The sequence below is a fragment of the Citrobacter sp. CK195 genome (genome assembly GCF_030333365.1).
Classification (GTDB): Bacteria; Pseudomonadota; Gammaproteobacteria; order Enterobacterales; family Enterobacteriaceae; genus Citrobacter_B; species Citrobacter_B koseri.
Genome location: NZ_JAOWGB010000006.1, coordinates 60,656 through 82,684 on the forward strand (window position 1 = coordinate 60,656; position 22,029 = coordinate 82,684).

24 protein-coding genes and 2 pseudogenes are annotated in these 22,029 nt (G+C 54.3%); 13 read left to right on the forward strand and 13 right to left on the reverse strand.

What is annotated here, in order from left to right:
* Nucleotides 1-17: 17 nt before the first annotated feature.
* Nucleotides 18-908 carry a dihydrodipicolinate synthase family protein gene (locus OGX93_RS00315; RefSeq protein ID WP_024130663.1) on the reverse strand — a complete coding sequence of 297 codons (891 nt, stop codon included), beginning with the start codon at nt 906-908 and terminating at the stop codon, nt 18-20.
* A gap of 153 nt (nt 909-1,061) precedes the next feature.
* On the opposite strand from OGX93_RS00315, the gene yiiM reads away from it, so the two are divergent.
* The 3 genes and pseudogenes from yiiM to OGX93_RS22315 form a co-directional block, all read left to right on the forward strand.
* A complete protein-coding gene (gene yiiM / locus OGX93_RS00320) occupies nt 1,062-1,733 on the forward strand; it encodes a 6-hydroxyaminopurine reductase (RefSeq protein WP_049009552.1) in 672 nt (223 codons plus the stop codon).
* 91 nt (nt 1,734-1,824) lie between these two features.
* A pseudogene (locus OGX93_RS22310) lies at nt 1,825-1,903 on the forward strand (hypothetical protein); the annotation flags it as partial.
* Nucleotides 1,904-2,002: pseudogene (locus OGX93_RS22315) on the forward strand (hypothetical protein); the annotation flags it as partial.
* On the opposite strand, the gene cpxA reads toward OGX93_RS22315, so the two are convergent.
* Nucleotides 2,001-3,374 (reverse strand): envelope stress sensor histidine kinase CpxA, encoded by a 1,374-nt coding sequence (gene cpxA / locus OGX93_RS00325; protein WP_012133887.1) that lies wholly within the window; start codon nt 3,372-3,374, stop codon nt 2,001-2,003. The pseudogene OGX93_RS22315 and the gene cpxA overlap by 2 nt on opposite strands.
* Complete coding sequence (cpxR, locus tag OGX93_RS00330) at nt 3,371-4,069, reverse strand: envelope stress response regulator transcription factor CpxR (protein WP_012133886.1); 699 nt, start codon at nt 4,067-4,069, stop codon at nt 3,371-3,373. Before cpxR ends, cpxA begins: the two co-directional genes overlap by 4 nt.
* 150 nt (nt 4,070-4,219) lie before the next feature.
* Here cpxR and cpxP point away from each other — a divergent pair, with 150 nt between their 5' ends.
* The 6 genes from cpxP to OGX93_RS00360 all read left to right on the forward strand — a co-directional run bounded on the left by cpxP (nt 4,220) and on the right by OGX93_RS00360 (nt 10,352).
* Nucleotides 4,220-4,720: a cell-envelope stress modulator CpxP gene (gene cpxP / locus OGX93_RS00335; protein WP_012133885.1), complete on the forward strand. Its 501-nt coding sequence runs from the start codon at nt 4,220-4,222 to the stop codon at nt 4,718-4,720.
* Between the two features lie 148 nt (nt 4,721-4,868).
* The gene (fieF, locus tag OGX93_RS00340) at nt 4,869-5,771 is read left to right on the forward strand and encodes a CDF family cation-efflux transporter FieF (RefSeq protein ID WP_049011792.1); all 903 of its coding nucleotides are present in this window, start codon (nt 4,869-4,871) and stop codon (nt 5,769-5,771) included.
* Nucleotides 5,772-5,961: 190 nt separating this feature from the next.
* Complete coding sequence (gene pfkA / locus OGX93_RS00345; protein ID WP_012133883.1) at nt 5,962-6,924, forward strand: 6-phosphofructokinase; 963 nt, start codon at nt 5,962-5,964, stop codon at nt 6,922-6,924.
* A 207-nt stretch (nt 6,925-7,131) separates the two neighbouring features.
* On the forward strand, nt 7,132-8,121 hold the full coding sequence (gene sbp / locus OGX93_RS00350; RefSeq protein WP_012133881.1) for a sulfate/thiosulfate ABC transporter substrate-binding protein Sbp: 990 nt from the start codon (nt 7,132-7,134) through the stop codon (nt 8,119-8,121).
* Between the two features lie 103 nt (nt 8,122-8,224).
* The gene (locus tag OGX93_RS00355; protein WP_115615274.1) at nt 8,225-8,974 is read left to right on the forward strand and encodes a CDP-diacylglycerol diphosphatase; all 750 of its coding nucleotides are present in this window, start codon (nt 8,225-8,227) and stop codon (nt 8,972-8,974) included.
* 73 nt (nt 8,975-9,047) lie between these two features.
* On the forward strand, nt 9,048-10,352 hold the full coding sequence (locus tag OGX93_RS00360; RefSeq protein ID WP_058668379.1) for an SLC13 family permease: 1,305 nt from the start codon (nt 9,048-9,050) through the stop codon (nt 10,350-10,352).
* An 83-nt stretch (nt 10,353-10,435) separates the two neighbouring features.
* On the opposite strand, the gene tpiA is transcribed toward OGX93_RS00360, so the two are convergent.
* Nucleotides 10,436-11,203 carry a triose-phosphate isomerase gene (gene tpiA, locus OGX93_RS00365; protein ID WP_024130662.1) on the reverse strand — a complete coding sequence of 256 codons (768 nt, stop codon included), beginning with the start codon at nt 11,201-11,203 and terminating at the stop codon, nt 10,436-10,438.
* A gap of 114 nt (nt 11,204-11,317) precedes the next feature.
* Complete coding sequence (locus tag OGX93_RS00370) at nt 11,318-11,914, reverse strand: YiiQ family protein (protein ID WP_047459831.1); 597 nt, start codon at nt 11,912-11,914, stop codon at nt 11,318-11,320.
* 100 nt (nt 11,915-12,014) lie between these two features.
* On the opposite strand from OGX93_RS00370, the gene OGX93_RS00375 reads away from it, so the two are divergent.
* Nucleotides 12,015-12,461 carry a DUF805 domain-containing protein gene (locus OGX93_RS00375; RefSeq protein ID WP_104867937.1) on the forward strand — a complete coding sequence of 149 codons (447 nt, stop codon included), beginning with the start codon at nt 12,015-12,017 and terminating at the stop codon, nt 12,459-12,461.
* 75 nt (nt 12,462-12,536) lie between these two features.
* On the opposite strand, the gene fpr is transcribed toward OGX93_RS00375, so the two are convergent.
* Together fpr and glpX are read right to left on the reverse strand one after the other, a co-directional pair.
* Nucleotides 12,537-13,283, reverse strand: coding sequence for a ferredoxin--NADP(+) reductase (gene fpr, locus OGX93_RS00380; RefSeq protein ID WP_012133874.1), 747 nt, complete (start codon nt 13,281-13,283; stop codon nt 12,537-12,539).
* A 95-nt stretch (nt 13,284-13,378) separates the two neighbouring features.
* Nucleotides 13,379-14,389, reverse strand: coding sequence for a class II fructose-bisphosphatase (gene glpX, locus OGX93_RS00385; protein ID WP_012133873.1), 1,011 nt, complete (start codon nt 14,387-14,389; stop codon nt 13,379-13,381).
* Nucleotides 14,390-14,529: 140 nt separating this feature from the next.
* Between glpX and OGX93_RS00390 the strand changes: the two genes are divergently transcribed.
* Nucleotides 14,530-14,838, forward strand: a complete 309-nt coding sequence (locus OGX93_RS00390) for a type II toxin-antitoxin system HigB family toxin (RefSeq protein WP_047459826.1) — start codon at nt 14,530-14,532, stop codon at nt 14,836-14,838.
* On the forward strand, nt 14,838-15,257 hold the full coding sequence (locus tag OGX93_RS00395; protein ID WP_047459823.1) for a helix-turn-helix domain-containing protein: 420 nt from the start codon (nt 14,838-14,840) through the stop codon (nt 15,255-15,257). Before OGX93_RS00390 ends, OGX93_RS00395 begins: the two co-directional genes overlap by 1 nt.
* A 117-nt stretch (nt 15,258-15,374) precedes the next feature.
* Here OGX93_RS00395 and glpK read toward each other — a convergent pair whose 3' ends face one another.
* Together glpK and OGX93_RS00405 are read right to left on the reverse strand one after the other, a co-directional pair.
* Entirely contained in the window at nt 15,375-16,883 is a 1,509-nt protein-coding gene (gene glpK / locus OGX93_RS00400) for a glycerol kinase GlpK (protein ID WP_012133870.1), read from the reverse strand.
* Nucleotides 16,884-16,906: 23 nt separating this feature from the next.
* Complete coding sequence (locus tag OGX93_RS00405) at nt 16,907-17,752, reverse strand: MIP/aquaporin family protein (protein WP_012133869.1); 846 nt, start codon at nt 17,750-17,752, stop codon at nt 16,907-16,909.
* A 390-nt stretch (nt 17,753-18,142) separates the two neighbouring features.
* On the opposite strand from OGX93_RS00405, the gene zapB reads away from it, so the two are divergent.
* Nucleotides 18,143-18,388 (forward strand): septal ring assembly protein ZapB, encoded by a 246-nt coding sequence (zapB, locus tag OGX93_RS00410; protein WP_286448800.1) that lies wholly within the window; start codon nt 18,143-18,145, stop codon nt 18,386-18,388.
* Nucleotides 18,389-18,553: 165 nt separating this feature from the next.
* Here zapB and rraA read toward each other — a convergent pair whose 3' ends face one another.
* The 4 genes from rraA to hslV all read right to left on the reverse strand — a co-directional run bounded on the left by rraA (nt 18,554) and on the right by hslV (nt 21,999).
* The gene (gene rraA, locus OGX93_RS00415; RefSeq protein WP_012133864.1) at nt 18,554-19,039 is read right to left on the reverse strand and encodes a ribonuclease E activity regulator RraA; all 486 of its coding nucleotides are present in this window, start codon (nt 19,037-19,039) and stop codon (nt 18,554-18,556) included.
* 92 nt (nt 19,040-19,131) lie between these two features.
* Complete coding sequence (menA, locus tag OGX93_RS00420) at nt 19,132-20,061, reverse strand: 1,4-dihydroxy-2-naphthoate polyprenyltransferase (protein ID WP_047459819.1); 930 nt, start codon at nt 20,059-20,061, stop codon at nt 19,132-19,134.
* A 66-nt stretch (nt 20,062-20,127) separates the two neighbouring features.
* Nucleotides 20,128-21,459 carry an ATP-dependent protease ATPase subunit HslU gene (hslU, locus tag OGX93_RS00425; protein ID WP_012133861.1) on the reverse strand — a complete coding sequence of 444 codons (1,332 nt, stop codon included), beginning with the start codon at nt 21,457-21,459 and terminating at the stop codon, nt 20,128-20,130.
* Between the two features lie 9 nt (nt 21,460-21,468).
* Entirely contained in the window at nt 21,469-21,999 is a 531-nt protein-coding gene (gene hslV / locus OGX93_RS00430) for an ATP-dependent protease subunit HslV (RefSeq protein ID WP_012133860.1), read from the reverse strand.
* Nucleotides 22,000-22,029 lie beyond the last annotated feature (30 nt).

Genomic DNA, 22,029 nt, shown 5'->3' on the forward strand with positions numbered 1-22,029 from the left:
GGCGCTTCCGGTCAGAATTAACGGCCAAACACCTCATCAATTGTGCGACGCTCGTGCTCGTTCAGTTCTCCTCCCGCATTACGCGACACGCCGGTACAATAGCCGAACTTACGCGATACCACGGTTTTAATCGTGGTTACAAAATCCTCGCCAATCGCGTAAATGGACATAAACGTGCCGATTTTCTCCTGGATATCGCGCAACGTTTGCAAATCACCCTGCTTAAACGCCTCCCGCGCGCTGACAAACAGCTCCGGCATCACGTTGTTTAAGCCGGAAATAATGCCTGCGCCGCCTGCCAGCAGGTTGGGAATGTAATACTCGTCATAGCCGGAGAGCACGGCAAAATCGTCGCGTACCGCGCGGGTGGTCTGAATCATGCTGCGGGTATGGGACTGGCAGTCGACGGTATCTTTAATCCCGGCAAAATTCGGGAATTCGGCGGCAAGGGTCGCCACCAGATCCGGCGTTAAATCGCAGCCGGTGCGTGCCGGGAAATTGTAGGCGAACCATTTGCCGCTCAGGGCGTTGCCAAGCTGGCGGAAGTAGCTCAGAAGCTGCTTCGACGTCTGCCCGTAGTAATACGGTGGCAGAATCATCACCGCATCGTACCCGACGCGGTACGCTTCCTGCGCCATAAGCAAGATGTCGCCGGTGCAGGTGGAGGAGACATTGGCAACCATCTTCAGCGAACTCATCGCGCGGGCCTCGCGGATCAGCATCAGCCGCTCTTCCAGCGTGAAAGACGCAAATTCGCCAATGCTGCCCATCAGCAAAATAACATCAATGTTGGCCTCGGTAAGGCGTTTGAGATGCTGGCTCAGGCCGTTGAGATCGACTTTTCCGTCATTGTCCATCGGCGTAATGGAAGGACACCAGACGCCAGCAAACTGCGATTGTACTGTCACGTTGTTGACTCCTTATTATGAAATGGCGTTTCAAAATCACTTTAATTGATAGCACGTCTGCTGGCGCATCATGTGAACCCGGCTCTCATTTTGAGCGGCTGAGACAAAATAAATATGCTCTAATGAGGATTATTTGTCGGGAGAGGGAAGCTGATGCGATATCCGGTCGAGGTGTTTACGGGCAAAATTCGGGACTATGCGGGAAGTCGTCCCAGCGCCATTGCGAAAATCCAGGTTGATGGCGAGCTGATGCTTAACGATCTGGGCCTTGCCGGTGATGAGCAGGCAGAGACGAAAATTCACGGCGGGCCCGATCGCGCGCTGTGCCATTATCCCCGTGAACACTATCTGCACTGGGCGCGTCAATTCCCGGCGCAGGCGGATCTGTTTGTCGCGCCCGCGTTTGGCGAAAACCTTTCGACCGACGGTCTGACCGAGCAAAATGTTTTTATCGGCGATATTTTTCAGTGGGGAGAGGCGCTGATTCAGGTGACTCAGCCACGTTCGCCGTGCTTTAAGCTCAACTTCCATTTCGGCATTAGCGATATGGCGACGCAGATGCAGAACGCCGGGAAAACCGGCTGGCTGTACAGCGTTATCGCGCCGGGGCAGGTATCGGCGGATGCGCCGTTAATTCTGGCGTCGCGCGTCAGCGATGTGAGCGTACAGGAGGCGATTGCGATAGCCTGGCATATGCCGTTTGACGACGGCCAGTATCATCGTTTGCTGTCGGCGGCGGGGTTATCGAAAAGCTGGACCAGAACGATGCAGAAGCGCCGTTTGAGCGGCAAAATTGAAGATCAGTCACGACGTTTACGTGGATGATGTAATGCCCGATGGCGCTGCGCTTATCGGGCCTACAGCGTGCGGTTTCCGTAGGCCGGATAAGGCGTTTACGCCGCCATCCGGCGTAACGCCCGATGGCGCTGCGCTTATCGGGCCTACAACGTGCGGTTTCCCGTAGGCCGGATAAGGCATTCACGCCGCCATCCGGCGTAATGCCCGATGGTGCTGCGCTTATCGGGCCTACAGCGTGCGGTTTCCGTAGGCCGGATAAGGCGTTCACGCCGCCATCCGGCACCACAGCGAGACTTAAGAACGCTTATACAACGGCAGCCAGATCACCAGCCGTAAGCCGCCCAGCGGACTGTCTTCGGCTTTCACCCAACCGCGATGCTGCTGGATCGCGGTCTCAACGATGGCCAGCCCCAACCCTGTTCCGCCGGACTCCCGATCGCGCGCTTCATCGGTACGATAAAACGGGCGGAAGATCTGTTCGCGGTCTTCAGGGCTAACGCCCGGGCCATCGTCATCAACCGTTATCGTAATGCCGTCTTTATCCACCGCGAAGCCGACTTCAATCTTCGTGTGTGAATAGCGCAGGGCGTTACGGACAATGTTCTCCAGCGCGCTTTCCAGGGTGCTAGGGTTGCCGTATAACGGCCACGGCCCCGGCGGGAAGTTCACCGTTAACGATTTGCCCATCTGCTCGGCTTCGAAGGCGGCGTTATCCAGCACGTCTCCCCACAAATGATTGGCTTTCATCGTTTCGCTGACCAGCGCGTTTTTCTGTTGATTACGCGACATCACCAGCAGGTCGTTGATCATGCTGTCCAGCCGCTGCGCTTCGGTCTCGATGCGCTCCAGCTCTTTACTCTCGCCGCTACGACGACGCAGCAGCGCGGTGCCCAGTTGCAGACGCGTAAGCGGAGTGCGTAGCTCGTGCGAGATATCCGACAGCAGACGCTGCTGCGTGGTCATCATACGTTCCAGCGCAGTCACCATCTGGTTAAAGCTGGCGCCAGCCGCAAGAAATTCCTGCGGGCCTGCTTCCAGTTCTGGATGTTGTCGCAGATTACCCTGAGCCACTTCGTCCGCCGCATTTTTCAACTTACGCGCCGGTTTCGCCAGGCTCCAGGCCAGCCAAAGCAACAGAGGCGAACTGACCAGCATGGTGACGATCAGCAACAAGAGCGGGCGGTCAAACAGCAGATTAATAAAATCGGATTGGGAGCTGCTGGCCGGTCGAATCAGATAAAGCTGGTAGTTATCTTCCCCGTCTCTGACAGAGAACGGGCCTACCATCTCAACGCGGCCATATTTCTTCTTCTGCGGATGATCGGCGTTATCCGCCTGACCAATAAAGTTACGAATGATCTGCATTTCGCTGCGTTCTGCGCCGATCACGCGTCCTTCAGTGGTCACAAGCAATAACCGCTGTCCTGGCGGCGCCCACTTGTCGATCGCACGGAACAGGCGACGCCACCACATTAAATCGTTGGGTGGATCGTTCGCGAGTTCAGCTTCTACATGTTGCTCAATCATCAACCCCTGGCGCTGTTCGCTGTCCAGTAGCTCGGTCATCTGGCGTGAGTCGAGCTTGGGTAACATCAATACCAACATCAGCACCAGCGCCAGCGTCAACCAGAAGATGGCAAAGATGCGCGCGGTTAAACTGCCTATCATGAAGCGGAAACCATCAAATAACCGCGACCACGCAGGGTTTTAAACCACGGGTGCCCGTCTTTACGCTCCGGCAGCTTACGACGCAGGTTGGAGATATGCATGTCGATCGCGCGGTCGAACGGCGTCAGGCGTTTACCCAGCACTTCCTGGCTCAAATGTTCACGCGAAACCACCTGGCCGAGATGCTGCGCCAGCAGATAGAGCAGGGTAAATTCGGTGCCGGTTAACTCCAGGGTTTGACCATCGAAGCTGGCCTCCTGGCGACCCGGATTGAGGCTTAACGCATCCACTTCCAGCGTCGGTGAGCCATTGTCGTTATTCTGCTGCTGTTCGCTCCAGTGCGAGCGGCGCAGAATCGCACGGATACGCGCGACCAGTTCACGGTCGTTAAACGGTTTAGGTAAATAATCATCCGCGCCCAGCTCAAGGCCGAGTACGCGATCCAGTTCGCTGCCGCGCGCGGTCAGCATAATGACAGGGGTCTGGTGTGTCTGGCGAAGCGCTTTCAACGTATCAATACCGTTTTTCTTCGGCATCATGACATCGAGCAAAAGTAAATCAATGCTGTCGTCCAGAAGCTCAAGCGCCTGCTCCCCGTCATGGGCAACCAGCACATTGAAGCCTTCCATTTCGAGCAGCTCCTTTAACAGGGAAGTTAGCTCTCGGTCATCATCAACTAACAGGATTTTATTCATTGTTTAAGTACCTCCGAGGCAGAAATTACGTCATCAGGCGTCGCTAATCCATGACTTTACGTTGTTTTACACCCCCTGACGCATGTTTGCAGCCCGAATCGTAAACTGTCTCTCGTTGAATCGCGACAGAAAAGATTTTGGGAGCAAGTGATGCGCAAAGTTACCGCTGCCGTCATGGCCTCAACGCTGGCACTCAGTCCTTTAAGCCACGCTGCTGAAGTCGTTACAGGCGATAACTGGCATCAAGGTGAAGGACTTACGCAGCGCAGTACGCAGAGCCATATGTTCGACGGCATAAGTTTAACCGAACATCAGCGTCAACAGATGCGAGATCTGATGCAGCAGGCAAGACACGAACAGCCTCCTGTTAATGTTAGCGAAATGGAGACAATGCATCGCCTTGTCATCGCAGAAAAATTTGATGAAAACGCTGTGCGCGCTCAGGCAGAAAAAATGGCGCAAGAACAGGTTGCCCGTCAGGTCGAAATGGCCAGGGTTCGCAACCAGATGTATCGCCTGTTAACGCCGGAGCAGCAAGCGGTTTTAAATGAGAAGCATCAACAACGAATGGAGCAACTGCGCGATGTGGCGCAATGGCAAAACGGCTCCTCGTTGAAGTTATTGAGTAGTAGCAACTCACGTTCCCAGTAACAAACCCTGTTTTCCTTGCCATAGACACCATCCCTGTCTTCCCCTCCATGATGGAGGGGTTTTTTTTGTCCAAAATTTGTCATCCGGTTATTGCCTTACTGTTTTACTCCATCCGTTATACTACCGGCATGGAAAGGCAGGAGTGTTTATGAATCAAACCTATGGGCGACTGGTCAGCCGGGCGGCAATTGCCGCGACAGTGATGGCGTCACTGTTACTTTTGATCAAAATTTTTGCGTGGTGGTACACCGGGTCGGTGAGTATTCTGGCTGCGTTGGTTGACTCGCTGGTGGATATTGCCGCGTCGCTGACTAACCTGTTAGTGGTGCGCTATTCGCTGCAACCGGCGGATGATGAACACACCTTTGGACACGGCAAGGCAGAGTCGCTGGCGGCGCTGGCGCAGAGCATGTTTATTTCCGGCTCGGCGCTGTTTCTGTTTTTGACCGGTATTCAGCATCTGATTACCCCTACGCCAATGAACGAACCGGGCGTCGGGGTCGTGGTGACGCTTATCGCCCTGGTTTGTACGATTATTCTGGTCACGTTTCAGCGTTGGGTTGTGCGCAAGACGCAAAGTCAGGCAGTACGGGCAGATATGCTTCATTATCAGTCTGATGTTATGATGAACGGAGCGATTCTCGTTGCGCTTGGGCTGGCCTGGTATGGCTGGCATCGCGCGGACGCCTTGTTTGCGTTGGGAATCGGCATCTATATTCTATACAGCGCACTACGTATGGGGTATGAGGCAGTGCAGTCGTTACTGGATCGCGCGCTGCCCGATGAGGAACGTCAGGAAATTATTGATATCGTGACATCGTGGCCGGGCGTCAACGGTGCTCACGATCTTCGCACGCGGCAGTCAGGGCCGACCCGCTTTATTCAGATTCATTTGGAAATGGAAGATAATCTGCCGCTCGTTCAGGCGCATCTGGTGGCTGAACAGGTAGAGCAGGCGATTTTGCGGCGTTTTCCGGGTTCGGATGTCATTATCCACCAGGACCCCTGTTCAGTCGTACCCAGGGAAGGCAAGAGGTTTGAGCTTTCGTAATTCGTTGTAAAAAAGTGAGCAAGGCCAGCATTTTGTGTATAAATTACCGCCGTTTGGCCTGACCTGAATCAATTCAGCAGGAAGCGGTTGTTATACTATCTGCATATTCGTTGGATCATCCCGATGTGCAGTAACAGTATCGGCTTCCGGCAACAGATTTCATTTTGCATTCCAAAGTTCAGAGGTAGTCATGATTAAGAAAATCGGTGTGTTGACAAGCGGCGGTGATGCGCCTGGCATGAACGCAGCAATCCGTGGTGTTGTACGCGCAGCGTTGACGGAAGGACTGGAAGTAATGGGTATTTATGATGGCTACCTGGGTCTGTATGAAGACCGTATGGTTCAGCTCGACCGTTACAGCGTGTCCGACATGATCAACCGTGGCGGTACTTTCCTCGGTTCCGCGCGCTTCCCGGAATTTCGCGATGAAAATGTTCGCGCAGTGGCTATCGAAAACCTGAAAAAACGTGGCATCGACGCGCTGGTTGTTATCGGCGGTGACGGTTCCTATATGGGTGCAAAACGTCTGACTGAAATGGGCTTCCCGTGCATCGGTCTGCCGGGCACGATCGACAACGACATCAAAGGCACTGACTACACCATCGGCTATTTCACCGCGCTGGGTACGGTAGTGGAAGCGATTGACCGTCTGCGTGACACCTCTTCCTCTCACCAGCGTATTTCCATCGTTGAAGTGATGGGGCGTTACTGCGGCGACCTGACCCTGGCGGCGGCTATCGCTGGGGGCTGTGAGTTTGTTGTGGTGCCGGAAGTGGAATTCAGCCGTGACGATCTGGTTGCGGAAATCAAAGCGGGCATCGCGAAAGGTAAAAAACACGCGATTGTCGCGATCACCGAACATATGTGTGACGTTGATGAACTGGCGCACTACATCGAGAAAGAGACTGGCCGTGAAACGCGTGCGACCGTACTGGGTCACATCCAGCGTGGCGGCTCTCCGGTGCCTTACGACCGTATTCTGGCTTCCCGTATGGGCTCATATGCCATTGAACTGCTGCTGGAAGGCTTTGGCGGACGTTGTGTGGGCATCCAGAACGAACAACTGGTTCACCATGACATCATCGACGCTATCGAAAACATGAAGCGTCCGTTCAAAGGTGACTGGCTGGATTGCGCTAAAAAGCTGTACTGATCGTTGTGTGTATTGTGCCGGGTGGCGGCTTCGCCTTACCCGGCCTACAACAGTACGGCCTGTAGGCCGGATAAGGCGCTAGCCAGCATCCGGCAATATCCTTCATTTATTCCCTCAAGTTATAGCCAATCTTTTTTTATTCTTTAATGTTTGGATTCCTTTCTGGCACGCTTTACTCATCACAACACTACATAAGAGAGCTGGGCGATGAATAAATGGGGCGTGGGGTTAACATTATTGCTGGCATCGACCAGCGTTCTGGCGAAGGATATTCAGTTACTTAACGTGTCTTACGATCCAACGCGCGAGCTGTACGATCAGTACAACAAAGCGTTTAGCGCGCACTGGAAACAAGAAACGGGCGACAACGTGGTGATCCGTCAGTCGCATGGCGGTTCCGGTAAGCAGGCGACGTCAGTCATTAACGGTATTGAGGCCGATGTGGTGACGCTGGCGCTGGCTTATGACGTTGATGCCATTGCAGAGCGCGGCCGTATCGACAAAAACTGGATCAAACGTCTGCCGGACAACTCCGCGCCGTACACGTCCACCATCGTCTTCCTGGTGCGTAAAGGCAATCCGAAGCAAATCCATGACTGGAACGACCTGGTAAAACCGGGCGTGTCGGTGATTACGCCGAACCCGAAAAGCTCTGGCGGCGCACGCTGGAACTATCTGGCTGCGTGGGGATACGCCCTGCACCACAATAACAACGATCAGGCCAAAGCGCAGGACTTCGTAAAAGCGTTATTTAAGAACGTGGAAGTGCTGGATTCTGGCGCGCGCGGTTCAACCAACACCTTTGTTGAGCGTGGGATTGGCGACGTGCTGATCGCCTGGGAGAACGAAGCGCTGTTGGCGACGAACGAACTGGGCAAAGATAAATTTGAAATCGTGACGCCGAGCGAATCAATTCTTGCAGAACCGACCGTCTCCGTGGTGGATAAAGTCGTGGAGAAAAAAGGGACGCAAGCCGTGGCGGAAGCCTATCTGAAGTATCTCTACTCGCCGGAAGGGCAGGAAATTGCGGCGAAAAACTTCTATCGCCCACGCGACCCTGAAGTGGCGAAGAAATATGAAAATGCATTTCCGAAGCTGAAACTCTTCACCATTGACGAGGAGTTTGGCGGGTGGACGAAAGCGCAGAAAGAGCATTTCTCTAATGGCGGTACGTTCGACCAAATCAGCAAACGCTAATGTAAATTGCTTTTCCAGCCCGGTGGCATCGTGCGACCGGGCTTTTTTATTTGTCATCATTTTGCGTTACTCTTGCACGTCAATAAGAGACAGGGAATGAGTAATGAAAAAAACAGGTTATTTTTTGCTGGCGGTTGTGATTGTTGCCGCCGTCGCGGGCATTGGCTACTGGAAGCTGGCCGCTAATCCGAACGCATTGCGGGATATTGTTCTGCAACAATGCGTACCGAACCAACTGCAACAGCAAAATCCTGCGCCATGCGCTGAAGTGAAACCGGATGCCGGGTATGTCGTGTTTAAAGATCGTAATGGCCCGTTGCAGTATCTGCTGATGCCGACGTACCGCATCAACGGTACGGAAAGCCCGCTGCTGGTGGAGCCCTACACGCCGAACTTCTTCTGGCTAGCCTGGCAGGCGCGCAGCTTTATGAGCCAAAAGTACGGCAAAGATATTCCAGACAGCGCCATTTCGCTGGCGATTAACTCACGCTCCGGGCGGACGCAAAACCACTTTCATATCCACATCTCCTGCCTGCGCCCTGATGTGCGAGCGAAACTGGATGATAATCTGGCGAAAGTGAGTACCCGATGGCTGCCGCTGCCGGGCGGATTGCGCGGGAATGAATATCTGGCGCGTCGGGTGACGGAAAGCGAGCTGGCGCAACGCAGCCCGTTCATGATGCTGGCGGAAGAAGTGCCGGATGCGCGTGAGCACATGGGCAGCTATGCGCTGGCGGTGGTGCGCCAGAGCGACGACTCTTTTGTTTTGCTGGCGACGCAGCGCAACCTGCTGGCGTTTAACCTCGCTTCCGCTGAGGAAATTCAGGATCATCAATGTGAGATTTTGCAGTAACCCCACCTAATCTGGCGTTTACTCCACCTGCCTGTCTCCGTATTCTTGTTGAAAAAAACAACAGGAGACAGGCATGTCGCTCTGGCTTACACACCCTCTGTTCATTCCTTCGCTGGTGGTCGGCGTGACCATTCTGCTCTGGGCAACCTCGCTGTTGCCGGAGTTTATTACCGCGCTGCTGTTCTTTACCGTGGCGATGGTGGCGAAGATCGCGCCGCCGGACGTCATTTTTGGTGGTTTTGCCTCGTCGGCTTTCTGGCTGGTTTTTAGCGGTTTTGTGCTGGGGGTGGCGATCCGCAAAACAGGGCTGGCAGACAGGGCGGCGCGCGCCTTATCCGCCAGACTGACTGACTCATGGCCGCTGATGGTGGCAAGCGTGGTGCTGCTCAGCTATGCGCTGGCGTTTGTGATGCCGTCCAATATGGGGCGTATCGCGCTGCTGATGCCCATTGTCGCGGCGATGGCGAAACGTGCCGGGATTGCCGATGGCACGCGCGCCTGGTACGGACTGGCGCTTGCGGTGGGCTTTGGAACCTTCCAGCTCTCCGCGACCATCCTGCCTGCTAACGTACCTAACCTGGTGATGAGCGGGGCGGCGGAAGGCTCGTACGGCATCCACCTGAACTATCTGCCGTATCTTCTGCTGCATACGCCTGTTCTGGGCTGGTTGAAAGGTGCGCTGTTAATCGTCCTTATTTGTTGGCTGTTTCCCGGTAAACCGCATGCGCCTCGCGACCTGACGCCGCCTGCGCCGATGAGCCGTGCGGAGAAACGGCTGGCGTGGATGCTGGCGGTGGTGCTGGCGATGTGGGTCAGCGAAAGCTGGCACGGTATTGGCCCGGCGTGGACCGGGCTGGCGGCGGCGGTGATCACGCTGTTGCCGCGCGTGGGGTTTATCAACGGGGAAGAGTTTTCCAGCGGCGTGAATATCCGCACCTGTATTTATGTGGCAGGCATTCTGGGGCTGGCGATCACCGTGACGCAAACCGGCATTGGCAATGCGGTGGGCGAGGCGCTGCTGCATGTCATGCCGCTGGACCCGGAAAAGCCCTTCACCAGTTTCCTGGCGCTGACCGGCATTACCACCGCGCTGAATTTTATTATGACGGCGAACGGCGTTCCGGCGCTGTATACCACGCTGGCGCAGAGTTTTTCCGACGCAACCGGTTTTCCGCTGCTGTCGGTGATCATGATTCAGGTATTGGGATACTCCACGCCGCTGCTGCCGTATCAGGCATCGCCGATTGTGGTGGCGATGGCATTAGGGAAAGTCCCGGCAAAACCAGGCATGACGCTGTGTCTGGCGCTGGCGCTGGCAACGTATCTGGTGCTGTTGCCGTTGGATTACATGTGGTTTAGTTTACTGGGGCGTTTGTAAAAAAAGCCCGGTGGCGTTAACGCTTACCGGGCCTGTGATTTTATGTGGCGGGGTAAGCGCACACGCCACCCGCCACAACAGCATTAAGCTTGTTTAGCCGCTTCCGCTGCTTTAACGATCACCGCGAACGCGTCAGCTTTCAGGGAAGCACCGCCAACCAGCGCGCCGTCGATGTCCGGCTGAGCGAACAGTTCTGCCGCGTTAGCTGCGTTTACGGAACCGCCGTACTGGATGATCACTTGCTCAGCGATTTTCGCGTCAGCTTTGGCGATATGGTCACGGATGAATTTGTGAACAGCCTGCGCCTGCGCCGGAGTGGCGGATTTGCCAGTACCGATCGCCCATACAGGTTCGTAAGCGATAACCACGCCTTCAAACGCCGCAGCGCCCTGAGTTTTCAGTACCGCATCGATCTGACGAGCACAGACTTCTTCAGTTTTGCCGGCTTCGTTTTCTGCTTCGGTTTCACCGATGCACAGAACCGGAGTCAGACCCTGCTCTTTCAGCACGGCGAATTTCTTCGCGATCAGCTCGTCAGACTCTTTGTGGTAAGTACGACGCTCAGAGTGGCCGATGATGATGTACTGCGCGCCGATATCCTTCAGCATTTCAGCAGAAGTTTCACCGGTGAATGCGCCAGACAGGTTCAGGTCAACGTTCTGCGCGCCCAGAATGATGTGGCTACCGGCAGCGGCGTGTTTCGCCATGTCGATATACATTTCCGGCGGTGCAATCGCAACTGCACAGCCAGCAACGCCAGCCAGTTCTTTACGCAGGTTAGCCACCAGCTCGTTTACCATGTGGCGGCTGCCGTTCAGTTTCCAGTTACCCATCACTAAAGGATGTCGCATTTCATTTCTCCACGCTTTGTCAGCGAATTAAGGAAGATGGCCGCCCTTCAGGGACGGCATGGTCTGTGAAACAGTATAGAGATCCCTCCCTCGAAAGGCTTTGCTTTTTGTCACTTAATTCAGCCCTTCCAGATTCTCCGATAGCGCTAGCTTAATCGGTTCAACAGCGAAGGTCAGCCCTTTTTCCCCGTTGTCTGCGACAACATAGCGAATCGCGCCTTCCGTTTCAGCGTAGTAGTGCTTATTCTTGCCCGCTGTGAGTAATTTTTGCAGTTTTTGCTGGCTTTGCTCTTTTGTCAGAAGCGGGGCGACGGTGCGGATCACCGCCGCCATGTATTCCTGCGCTTTGGCTTTGGCGGCTTTTTGCTCGGGCCCCTGAATGGGAAGCCAGGTAATCTGCATACTTTTGATTTTTAACGTACCGCGCTCCAGCGCCGTTGAGGCGTACAGATTTTCATTGATCTTGCTGGCGGCGCGGGTCAGGTTCGCCCTGTCGCGGCTGCTGTCGATAGCACGAAATTCGTTCAGTGGAAGCCGGGGATTTTGCTGATTAAAGTTTTCGCGAAACTGGCTGATGGAGAGATCAAACGTCGGCGCGCCAGCCAGCAGGTAGGGCGCGGTCGTCGCAGACGGCGATGCCTCCGCCAGCACCGTTGTGCTCGCAGTTATGGCGGAAAACAATAATAAAAACAGTGTACACCCTGGCTTCATCAATCTTACCTTTCGTTAGGACTGCTCACGATTAAAACGATAACTGTCGGGCTTGTCAAAAGGGTAAACTGACAGCGAAGGCAATAATAAAGGAACTTACATGACCATACAGCAGTGGTTATTCTCATTTAAAGGGCGTATTGGACGCCGTGATTTCTGGATCTGGCTCGGTTTCTGGTTTGTCGGCATGCTGGTGCTGTTTTCGCTGGCGAGCAAGAACTTACTCGATATCCAGACGGCGGCATTTTGTCTGGTGTGTCTGCTCTGGCCCACGGCGGCGGTCATGGTTAAGCGTTTGCATGACCGGGGGCGCTCCGGCCTGTGGGCGTTATTGATGATTCTGGCGTGGATGCTGCTGGCCGGAAATTGGGTGATGTTGCCGGGAATGTGGCAGTGGGTCGTGGGGCGCTTTGTCCCGACGCTCATTCTGGTCATGATGTTTATCGATCTGGGGGCGTTTGTCGGCACTCAGGGCGAGAATAAGTTCGGCAAAGAAACGCAGGATGTGAAGTTTAAAGCAGAGCCTCAGGCAGGCGATAAACCGTAGGCCGGATAAGGCGTTTATGCCGCTATCCGGCAGAGCGCCCGGTGGCGCTGGCGCTTACCGGGCCTGCAACCGTGCTTACCAGTAGTGCTCAGCGGTCATGTGCCCAGGACGACGACGCAGGTGTTTGGTCATGTGCCGGGTCTCCTTCAGCAGCTGTTGCGTATCACGCACCATCTGCGGATTTCCGCACAGCATCACATGGCTGGTCTCGGTGTCCATCGGTAAACCGACCGCCGCTTCCAGCGCGCCGCTTTCAATCAGCGCGGGGACGCGCCCGGTAAGCGAGCCTGCGATGGTTTCCCGACTGACGACAGTTTGAATGCGCAGCTTGCCTTCGTAGCGCTTTTGCAATTCCAGCATTAACGGCAGGTAACTTAAATCAGCGGCGTAACGCGCGGCATGCACCAGTACCAGGTTGTTAAAGCGCTCCAGGTCTTTACCGAGTTGCAGAATCGACAAATAAGGGCCAATGGCTGTTCCGGTCGCCAGCATCCACAGGGTGTCGCAGTCAGGCACTTCATCCAGAACAAAGAACCCCGCCGCTTCACTCACCACCTGTACTTCATCGCCAGGTTTAAGCGCCGCCAGACGTGGGCTGAGTTTGCCTTCGGGAACCGTCACCAGGTAAAACTCTAAATCGGGATTATCGGGCGCATTCACATAGGAATAGGCGCGTTGTACGCGTTCGCCATCGATCTCCAGTCCGAGCTTGGTAAACTGGCCTGCGGTGAAGGGATGAACGGGGGCGTGAACGGTCAGACTAAACAGGGCGTCGGTCCAGTACTGTACCTTCGTGACTTTTCCTGTTACCCAATCTGCCATGATCTTCTCCTGTCTGCTGCAATACCCTTATCTTCGTTCGTTGAACGAAAGATTTCCAGCCCCGAAGGGCCGGAAGGCTCAATCGAACAAATCAGTTACAGGATATGCGCCTGCACATCCGGGTCTTTGCGATCCAGATAGTGGATGGACTGAATACGGCGGATAGTGCGCGATTTGCCGCGAATCAGCAGCGTTTCGGTGGTAGCGATATTGCCTTTGCGGCTAATCCCCTCCAGCAGATCGCCTTTGGTGATCCCGGTGGCGGAGAAGATGACGTTATCGCTGCGCGCCATTTCGTCCAGACGCAGCGCTTTACCGGCGTCAATGCCCATAGCTTTACAGCGTGCCAGCTCCTGCTCGCCAATGCGGCGGTTCTCTTCGCTGTCGCCTTTGACGTCGTGACGCGCCAGCAGACGGCCCTGCATGTCGCCATCCAGCGCACGAATCACCGCTGCGGAGACAACGCCTTCCGGCGCGCCGCCAATGCCGTACAGCACATCCACTTCACTGTCTGGCATACAGGTCAGAATAGAGGCCGCCACGTCGCCATCAGGAATAGCGAATACGCGCACGCCAAGCTGCTGCATCTCTGCAATCACCGCGTCATGACGCGGTTTGGCCAGAATCGTAACCGTCAGTTCGCTGAGCGGTTTGCTGAGGGCGGCTGCGATGTTACGCAGGTTGTCCGCCAGCGGCAGATTCAGGTCGATAGATCCTTTAGCGCCCGGCCCGACGATCAGTTTTTCCATGTACATATCCGGCGCGTTGAGGAAACAGCCTTTGTCGCCGACCGCCAGAACTGCCAGCGCGTTCGCCTGGCCCATCGCCGTCATACGGGTGCCTTCGATAGGGTCGACGGCGATATCTACCGCATCGCCACGGCCGGTGCCGACTTTCTCACCGATAAACAGCATGGGCGCTTCATCAATCTCGCCTTCGCCGATGACAATGGTGCCGTCAATATTGACCTGGTTGAGCATAATACGCATGGCGTTTACCGCCGCGCCGTCAGCGGTATTTTTGTCGCCGCGTCCCAGCCATTTATAGCCAGCCAGCGCCGCCGCTTCCGTTACGCGGGAAAATTCGATGGCAAGTTCTCGTCTCATAGCAAACTCGTAGCAGAAAGGAATGGCGCGAAGTGTAGCACAGGGGAGGGGGCAATCTGAAGGAAGTGTTCACATATTGTAAACAGTAAAATACCATGCTATGGTGTTCACATAATGTAAACGGATGGAACGAACGCAAGATGCACGTCATTTCAAAAGAACCTTTTGAGGAAGCGGCAAAGCGATATCCCAACGATTCGTTAGCCATACGGGCGCTGTATCGCTTAATGCGTGAAACTGACTTCTCTTCTCCGACTGAGATGAGAACTCTGATACCGAGCCTGGACAATTTTAAGTACCGGAACAAATGGTGGGTTCTGGATGTGGGAGGCAACAACTTGAGGGTTATCGCCTACATCAATTTTGTGAATAAACGCTTCTATGTGAAGCACATCAGCACCCACGCTGAATATGACAAGTTGACCCGCTATTACAGGGAGAACAAATAATGAATACCGACACAGCAAAAGCCATTGAAGCAACCAAACAACTCGTCGCCGCTGTTCCTTTCCTGGGGGGCAGCTCTTCAGAGAGCGATTACCGTGAAGCGCTGTCTCTGGTGGATTATCTGATCGAGAACGACGATGAGAACCCGCTCATTGACTTCCTGGCGAGCAAAATTGCTGACTATGAGGATAACAGCGACCGTTTCGCTGAGTTCAATAAAGATATCGTTGAAATGCCGGTTGGCGTGGCGCTGCTACGTACTCTGATTGACCAGTACAAGCTGTCCTACTCAGACCTGAAAGAGGAGATCGGTTCAAAGTCGCTGGTGAGTCAGATCTTATCTGGTCAGCGCTCTCTGACTATCGCTCACATTAAGGCACTCTCTGCTCGCTTCGGTGTGAAGCCAGAGTGGTTTCTTTAAACCGTGTCTTACATTCGAGTAATACCGCTCTTTTGGAGTGGTATTACTCTATGGTAATCAAATTATAATAAGTACCTGTAGGCCGGATAAGCGAAGCCGCCATCCGGCATGTCAGTATTACTCTTCGTGGTCTTCCCACGCCAGGGCGCGTTTGACCGCTTTTTTCCAGCCGCTGTAACGGAAGTTACGCTCGGTGGTTTCGATGCCTGGACGGAATTCACGCTCGATGACCGCTTTTTCCTGCAACTCATCCAGGTTCTGCCAGTAACCCACCGCCAGACCTGCCAGATACGCCGCACCCAGCGCCGTCACTTCGCGCACTTCCGGGCGCTCAACGCGCGTACCAAGAATGTCTGACTGGAACTGCATCAGGAAGTTGTTGGCAACCGCGCCGCCGTCAACGCGCAGGGCGTGCAGGCGAATACCGGAGTCCGCCTGCATCGCTTCCAGCACGTCACGCGTCTGGTAAGCGATTGATTCCAGCGTTGCACGGATGATGTGGTTGGAGTTTACGCCACGGGTCAGACCGAAGATGGCGCCGCGCGCATACGGGTCCCAGTACGGCGCGCCCAGACCGGTAAAGGCCGGAACAACATATACGCCGTTGGTGTCTTTCACTTTGGTAGCGAAATATTCAGAGTCGAATGCGTCGCTGATGAGTTTCATCTCATCACGCAGCCACTGAATGGATGCGCCAGCCATAAACACCGCCCCTTCCAGCGCGTAGTTCACTTCGCCGGTCGGGCCGCAGGCGATGGTGGTCAAAAGTCCGTTTTCGGACTTAACCGCTTTCTCGCCGGTGTTCATCAGCATAAAGCAGCCGGTGCCGTAAGTGTTTTTCGCCATCCCCTCTTTGACGCACAGCTGGCCGAACAGCGCCGCCTGCTGGTCACCGGCGATCCCGGCGATTGGAATACGCGTGCCGCCTTTACCCCCGATGTTCGTCTGGCCGTACACTTCTGAAGAACGACGCACTTCCGGCAGCATGGCGCGCGGGATATCCAGCGCATCCAGCATTTTGTCATCCCAGTCCAGGGTATGGATGTTGAACAGCATGGTACGTGAAGCGTTGGTGTAATCCGTGACGTGTACGCGTCCCTGCGTCATTTTCCAGATAAGCCAGGTATCCACCGTACCGAACAGCAGTTCACCGCGACGTGCGCGCTCACGGGAGCCTTCTACGTGATCGAGAATCCACTTCACTTTGGTGCCGGAGAAGTACGGGTCAATCACCAGACCGGTGTTGTTGCGGATGTAATCTTCCATGCCGTCACGCTTCAGGCGTTCGCAGATTTCGGCGGTACGGCGGCACTGCCAGACAATCGCGTTATAAATCGGTTTGCCGGTTTCACGTTCCCAGACGATGGTGGTTTCACGCTGGTTAGTAATACCGATTGCTGCGATCTGATCGGAACTGATGTCTGCTTTCGCCAGCACTTCAACCAGCGTTGAGCTTTGGGTGGCCCAGATTTCCATTGGGTCGTGTTCTACCCAGCCTGCTTTCGGGTAGATTTGCTCAAATTCACGTTGCGACACGCTAACGATATTCGCATCGTGATCCATCACGACGGCGCGGGAGCTGGTGGTGCCCTGGTCGAGCGCAACGATATATTTTTTCTCAGTCATAATTTTTTTGTCCCGTAGTCACATTACAGCGAAGCTTTTTGTTGTGCGGTAGTGGTGGTGTCCTTCTCTTCAACCACGCAAGTATCACACGGCAAATGGCGGCCAATCAGTTTACGATAGGCGAATGCGCCCAGAATGGCGCCCGCAATCGGGCCGAACATCGGCACCAGGAAGTAAGGAATATCCTTACCGCCAGTCAAGGCAACGTTCCCCCAGCCAGCGAGCCAGGCGAACAGTTTCGGGCCGAAGTCACGCGCCGGGTTCATCGCAAACCCGGTCAGCGGCCCCATAGAGGCGCCAATTACTGCGATCAGTAAACCAATGAGCAGAGGAGCCAGTGGGCCGCGCGGCACGCCGTTACCATCATCGGTCAGCGCCAGAATAAGCCCCATCAGAATAGCGGTAATTACCATCTCAACCGCGAAGGCTTGCACAAAATTGATATGTGGATTTGGATATGTTGAGAAAGTGCCAGCCAGATCAACACTTTCGATACTGCCACGGACGATGTGGTGCGTTTGTTCAAAATCAGCGAAAAGATTGTAGTAAAGCCCGTAAACTAATGCCGCTGCGCAAAACGCGCCGGCAACTTGAGAAATGATAAAAGGAACAACTTTGCGTTTGTCGAAACAGGCAAACAGCCACAGTGCGATTGTTACGGCTGGATTTAAATGTGCGCCGGAGACACCTGCTGTCAGGTAGATAGCCATCGCCACCCCCAGACCCCAGATGATACTGATTTCCCACTGACCGAAAGTAGCACCTGCTACTTTAAGAGCAGCGACACAACCCACACCGAAGAAAATCAACAACCCAGTACCGAGAAATTCAGCAATGCACTGGCCTTTTAAGGTTGATGTTTGACTCATAATCGGATCCTGAAGAGAGTTTAATGTTTATTGTTTGCGAAGAGGTCACTGACGCCTTCGATGCCTGTAGGCATACTGTTAATTTATCGTTAACGAGCAAAAACGAGAAATATCGAAATCAAAATGTGTGTACTGCGTCAATAAAATGAGCGTTATCGCGCCATGAAGCGCGTTTTACGACAAACCAGGAGTGTGAGCTGAATCATTTCATTAACCAATATGTTAACACTTTAGAGTTATGTGAGTTATGTCACCAGGACAAGGATGAAAAGTGTTGCAAACCGCAATCTACGCGGTATGTCGCTGGACAGGGATGGCGCGGCTTCATACAATCGGCACTATATATTGTGCGCGTTTACGTGAAGCGTCGCCTTGCAATTCAGGAGAGGTATGGCCATGTCATTAGAAGTGTTTGAGAAACTGGAAGCAAAAGTACAGCAGGCGATTGATACCATTACGCTTTTGCAGATGGAAATCGAAGAGCTGAAAGAAAAGAACAACAGCCTGGCGCAGGATGTACAGTCTGCTCAGGATCAGCGTGAAGAACTGGAGCGTGAGAACAACCATCTGAAAGAACAGCAGAGCGGGTGGCAGGATCGTTTGCAGGCGCTGCTGGGTCGTATGGAAGAAGTCTGAGCCGTAGCAGTGTTGGCTGCGCTCAGCGTTGTAGGCCGGATAAGGCGTAAGCCGCCATCCGGCACTGCAATATCGCCTGATGGCGCTACGCTTATCAGGCCTACAGTCGGCATCGTTTATGAGCGGCAACGCAATAAAAAAGGCACCTTACGGTGCCTTTTTTGATCACTCGATATCAAGTGGGTCTTCGGAGAGGATTATCCCGGTATTGTCGGCGTAGAGATGATCGCCGGAGAAGAAGGTCACGCCGCCAAAATTGACGCGGACGTCGCTTTCCCCAATTCCTTCACCTGCGGCGCCTACCGGAATCGCGGCAAGCGCCTGGATGCCGATATCCAGCTCTTCCAGATCGTCTACCTGACGCACCGCGCCGTAGATGACCAGCCCTTCCCATTCATTCTGCGTAGCCAGACGCGCCAGTTCGGCGTCGACCAGCGCGCGACGGACAGAACCACCGCCATCGACCAGCAGAATGCGACCACGGCCATTCTGTTCGAGCAGATCGTAGAGCAACCCGTTGTCCTCGAAACATTTTACCGTGATGATTTGTCCGCCAAACGACGACCGCCCTCCAAAGTTAGAGAACAGTGGTTCCACGACGTTGACATCTTCCTGGTAGATGTCACAAAGCTCGGAAGTATCGTATTTCATAGGCTTAACGTTCAGTTGCTGCGAGAATTTTTAGTATATCGCGCTATGCGTACTGTTTGCAAAATCATCAATTGTTCATTGATATTTGTCAGTTAAACCGCCCACTGGCTTAAGAAAATCCCGACGACAAACAGCAGGTTAGTCAACAACGCGGCTTTAACGGTACGTTCCAGCATCGGGCGCATCGCAGCGGGTTCCATTTCGCGCATCACATAACGCGCCTGTTTAATCAGTAACGGTGCGGCCAGGATGAACAGCCATCCCCACAGGCTTTGCAGCGAAATCAGGTTAAACAGCGCCAGGCAGACCAGTGAACCCATCAACAGGCAGGCGTGATAACGACGTGCGTTAACCGCGCCTAAACGTACCACCAGCGTGTTTTTACCGTTTTCTTTATCGCTGTTGATATCGCGCAGATTGTTGATGTTGAGCACGGCGGTCGCCAGCAGTCCGCAGGCGGTAGCAGGTAAGATAAGCGCAGGAATGAGCGTATGCGCCTGTAGATACCAGCTGCCCATTACGCTGAGCCAGCCAAAGAACACCAGCACGGAAATGTCGCCCAGACCAATATAGCCGTAAGGACGGTTCCCGACGGTGTAGGTAATCGCGGCGATAATCGACAGGCCGCCCAGCACCAGGAATCCGACAAAATCCGCCAGCGTATGACATGCGACAGCCACCAGCGCGAGACCGGAGAGGCAAATCAGCGCCACGGTAATGATCAGCGCCCGCTTCATCTCCTGCCGGGTGATCACCCCTTTTTGCATCCCGCGCAGCGGCCCGATGCGGTCAGGCTTATCACTGCCTTTGACGGCGTCGCCATAATCGTTGGCAAGGTTCGATAAGATTTGCAGCAGCCCGGCGGTGATCAACGCCAGCAGCGCAACCAGGGGATCGAAGTACCCTTGCCACCATGCCAGCGCTGTACCGACGATGATTGCCGCAAACGCGAGCGGCAGCGTTTTCGGTCGTAAACTTTCCAGCCAGGCCTGGGAGCGGCTAATTTGTTGTTGTTCAGTCATATTTAGCGCCAATAAAAATGGGGCTTTTCAGCCCCATCAACAGTGATGAAAATGCATTGAACGCGATTATAGGATAAAACGACTCAGATCTTCATCTGCGACCAGCGCATCCAGATGTTTGCTCACATATTCCGCATCAATTGTTATGCTCTGACCATTCAGATCGCTGGCGTCATAGGAGATATCTTCCATCAGACGTTCCAGAACGGTATGCAGACGACGCGCACCGATGTTTTCGGTGGTTTCGTTTACCTGCCATGCCGCTTCGGCAATGCGTTTGATGCCGGACTCGGTAAACTCGATGTCCACGCCTTCAGTCGCCATCAGCGCTTTGTACTGAACGGTAACGGACGCGTTCGGCTCGGTGAGAATACGTTCGAAATCTTCCGTCGTCAGCGCTTTCAGCTCAACGCGAATCGGCAGACGCCCCTGCAACTCAGGGATCAGATCAGATGGTTTCGCCACCTGGAACGCGCCGGAGGCGATAAACAGGATGTGGTCGGTTTTCACCATACCGTGCTTGGTAGAGACGGTGCAGCCTTCTACCAGCGGCAGCAGATCGCGCTGTACGCCTTCGCGGGAAACGTCCGGGCCAGAGGATTCGCCGCGTTTACAGATTTTGTCGATTTCGTCGATAAACACGATCCCGTGCTGTTCAACGGCGTCGATGGCTTCCTGTTTCAACTCTTCCGGGTTCACCAGTTTGGCCGCTTCTTCTTCAATCAACAGCTTCATCGCGTCTTTGATTTTCAGCTTACGCGGTTTTTGTTTCTGGCCGCCCAGGTTCTGGAACATGGACTGCAACTGGCTGGTCATCTCTTCCATTCCCGGAGGCGCCATAATTTCAACGCCCATCGGTGCGGCTGCGAGATTGATCTCAATTTCTTTATCGTCGAGTTGGCCTTCACGCAGTTTTTTGCGGAATGCCTGGCGCGCGGCGGACGGCTCTTGCTGTTGCTCAGCCTGACCCCAGTTATTTTTCGCTGGAGGGATCAGCGCGTCGAGAATACGCTCTTCCGCCATTTCTTCTGCGCGGTAGCGGTTTTTCTCAATAGACTGAACGCGCACCATCTTGATCGCGGAGTCGGTCAGGTCGCGGATAATGGAATCCACTTCTTTACCCACATAACCGACTTCGGTGAATTTTGTCGCTTCAACTTTGATGAACGGCGCGTTGGCCAGTTTTGCCAGGCGACGCGCGATTTCGGTTTTACCTACGCCGGTCGGGCCGATCATCAGAATATTTTTTGGCGTCACTTCATGGCGCAGCTCTTCGTTGAGCTGCATGCGGCGCCAGCGGTTACGCAGAGCAATCGCCACGGAACGCTTGGCGTTGTCCTGGCCAATGATGTGCTTGTTCAGTTCGCTGACGATTTCGCGTGGGGTCATTTCAGACATGGGAGATCCTTACGCTTTAGACGGTAATTCTTCAATGGTGTGGAAGTGGTTGGTGTAAATGCAGATATCGCCTGCAATATCCAACGCCTTTTCAGCAATTTCGCGGGCGCCCAGCTCGGTATTTTCTAGCAGTGCGCGTGCCGCAGCCTGGGCGTAGGGACCACCGGAGCCGATAGCAATCAGATCATTTTCCGGCTGTATGACATCGCCATTACCCGTGATGATCAGTGAAGCGGTTTCATCTGCGACGGCCAGCAGCGCTTCGAGCTTGCGTAGCATACGGTCGGTACGCCAGTCTTTCGCCAGTTCAACGGCGGCTTTGACCAGGTGGCCCTGATGCATTTCCAGTTTACGCTCAAACAGTTCGAACAGCGTGAATGCGTCTGCCGTTCCCCCTGCAAATCCCGCAATGACTTTATCGTTGTACAGACGGCGAACTTTCTTCACGTTGCCTTTCATTACGGTATTGCCCAGTGTGGCCTGACCATCACCGGCGATTACCACATGGCCGTTACGGCGTACGCTTACTATTGTTGTCACGAGCAGACCCCTTGGTTACAAATGCAGAAT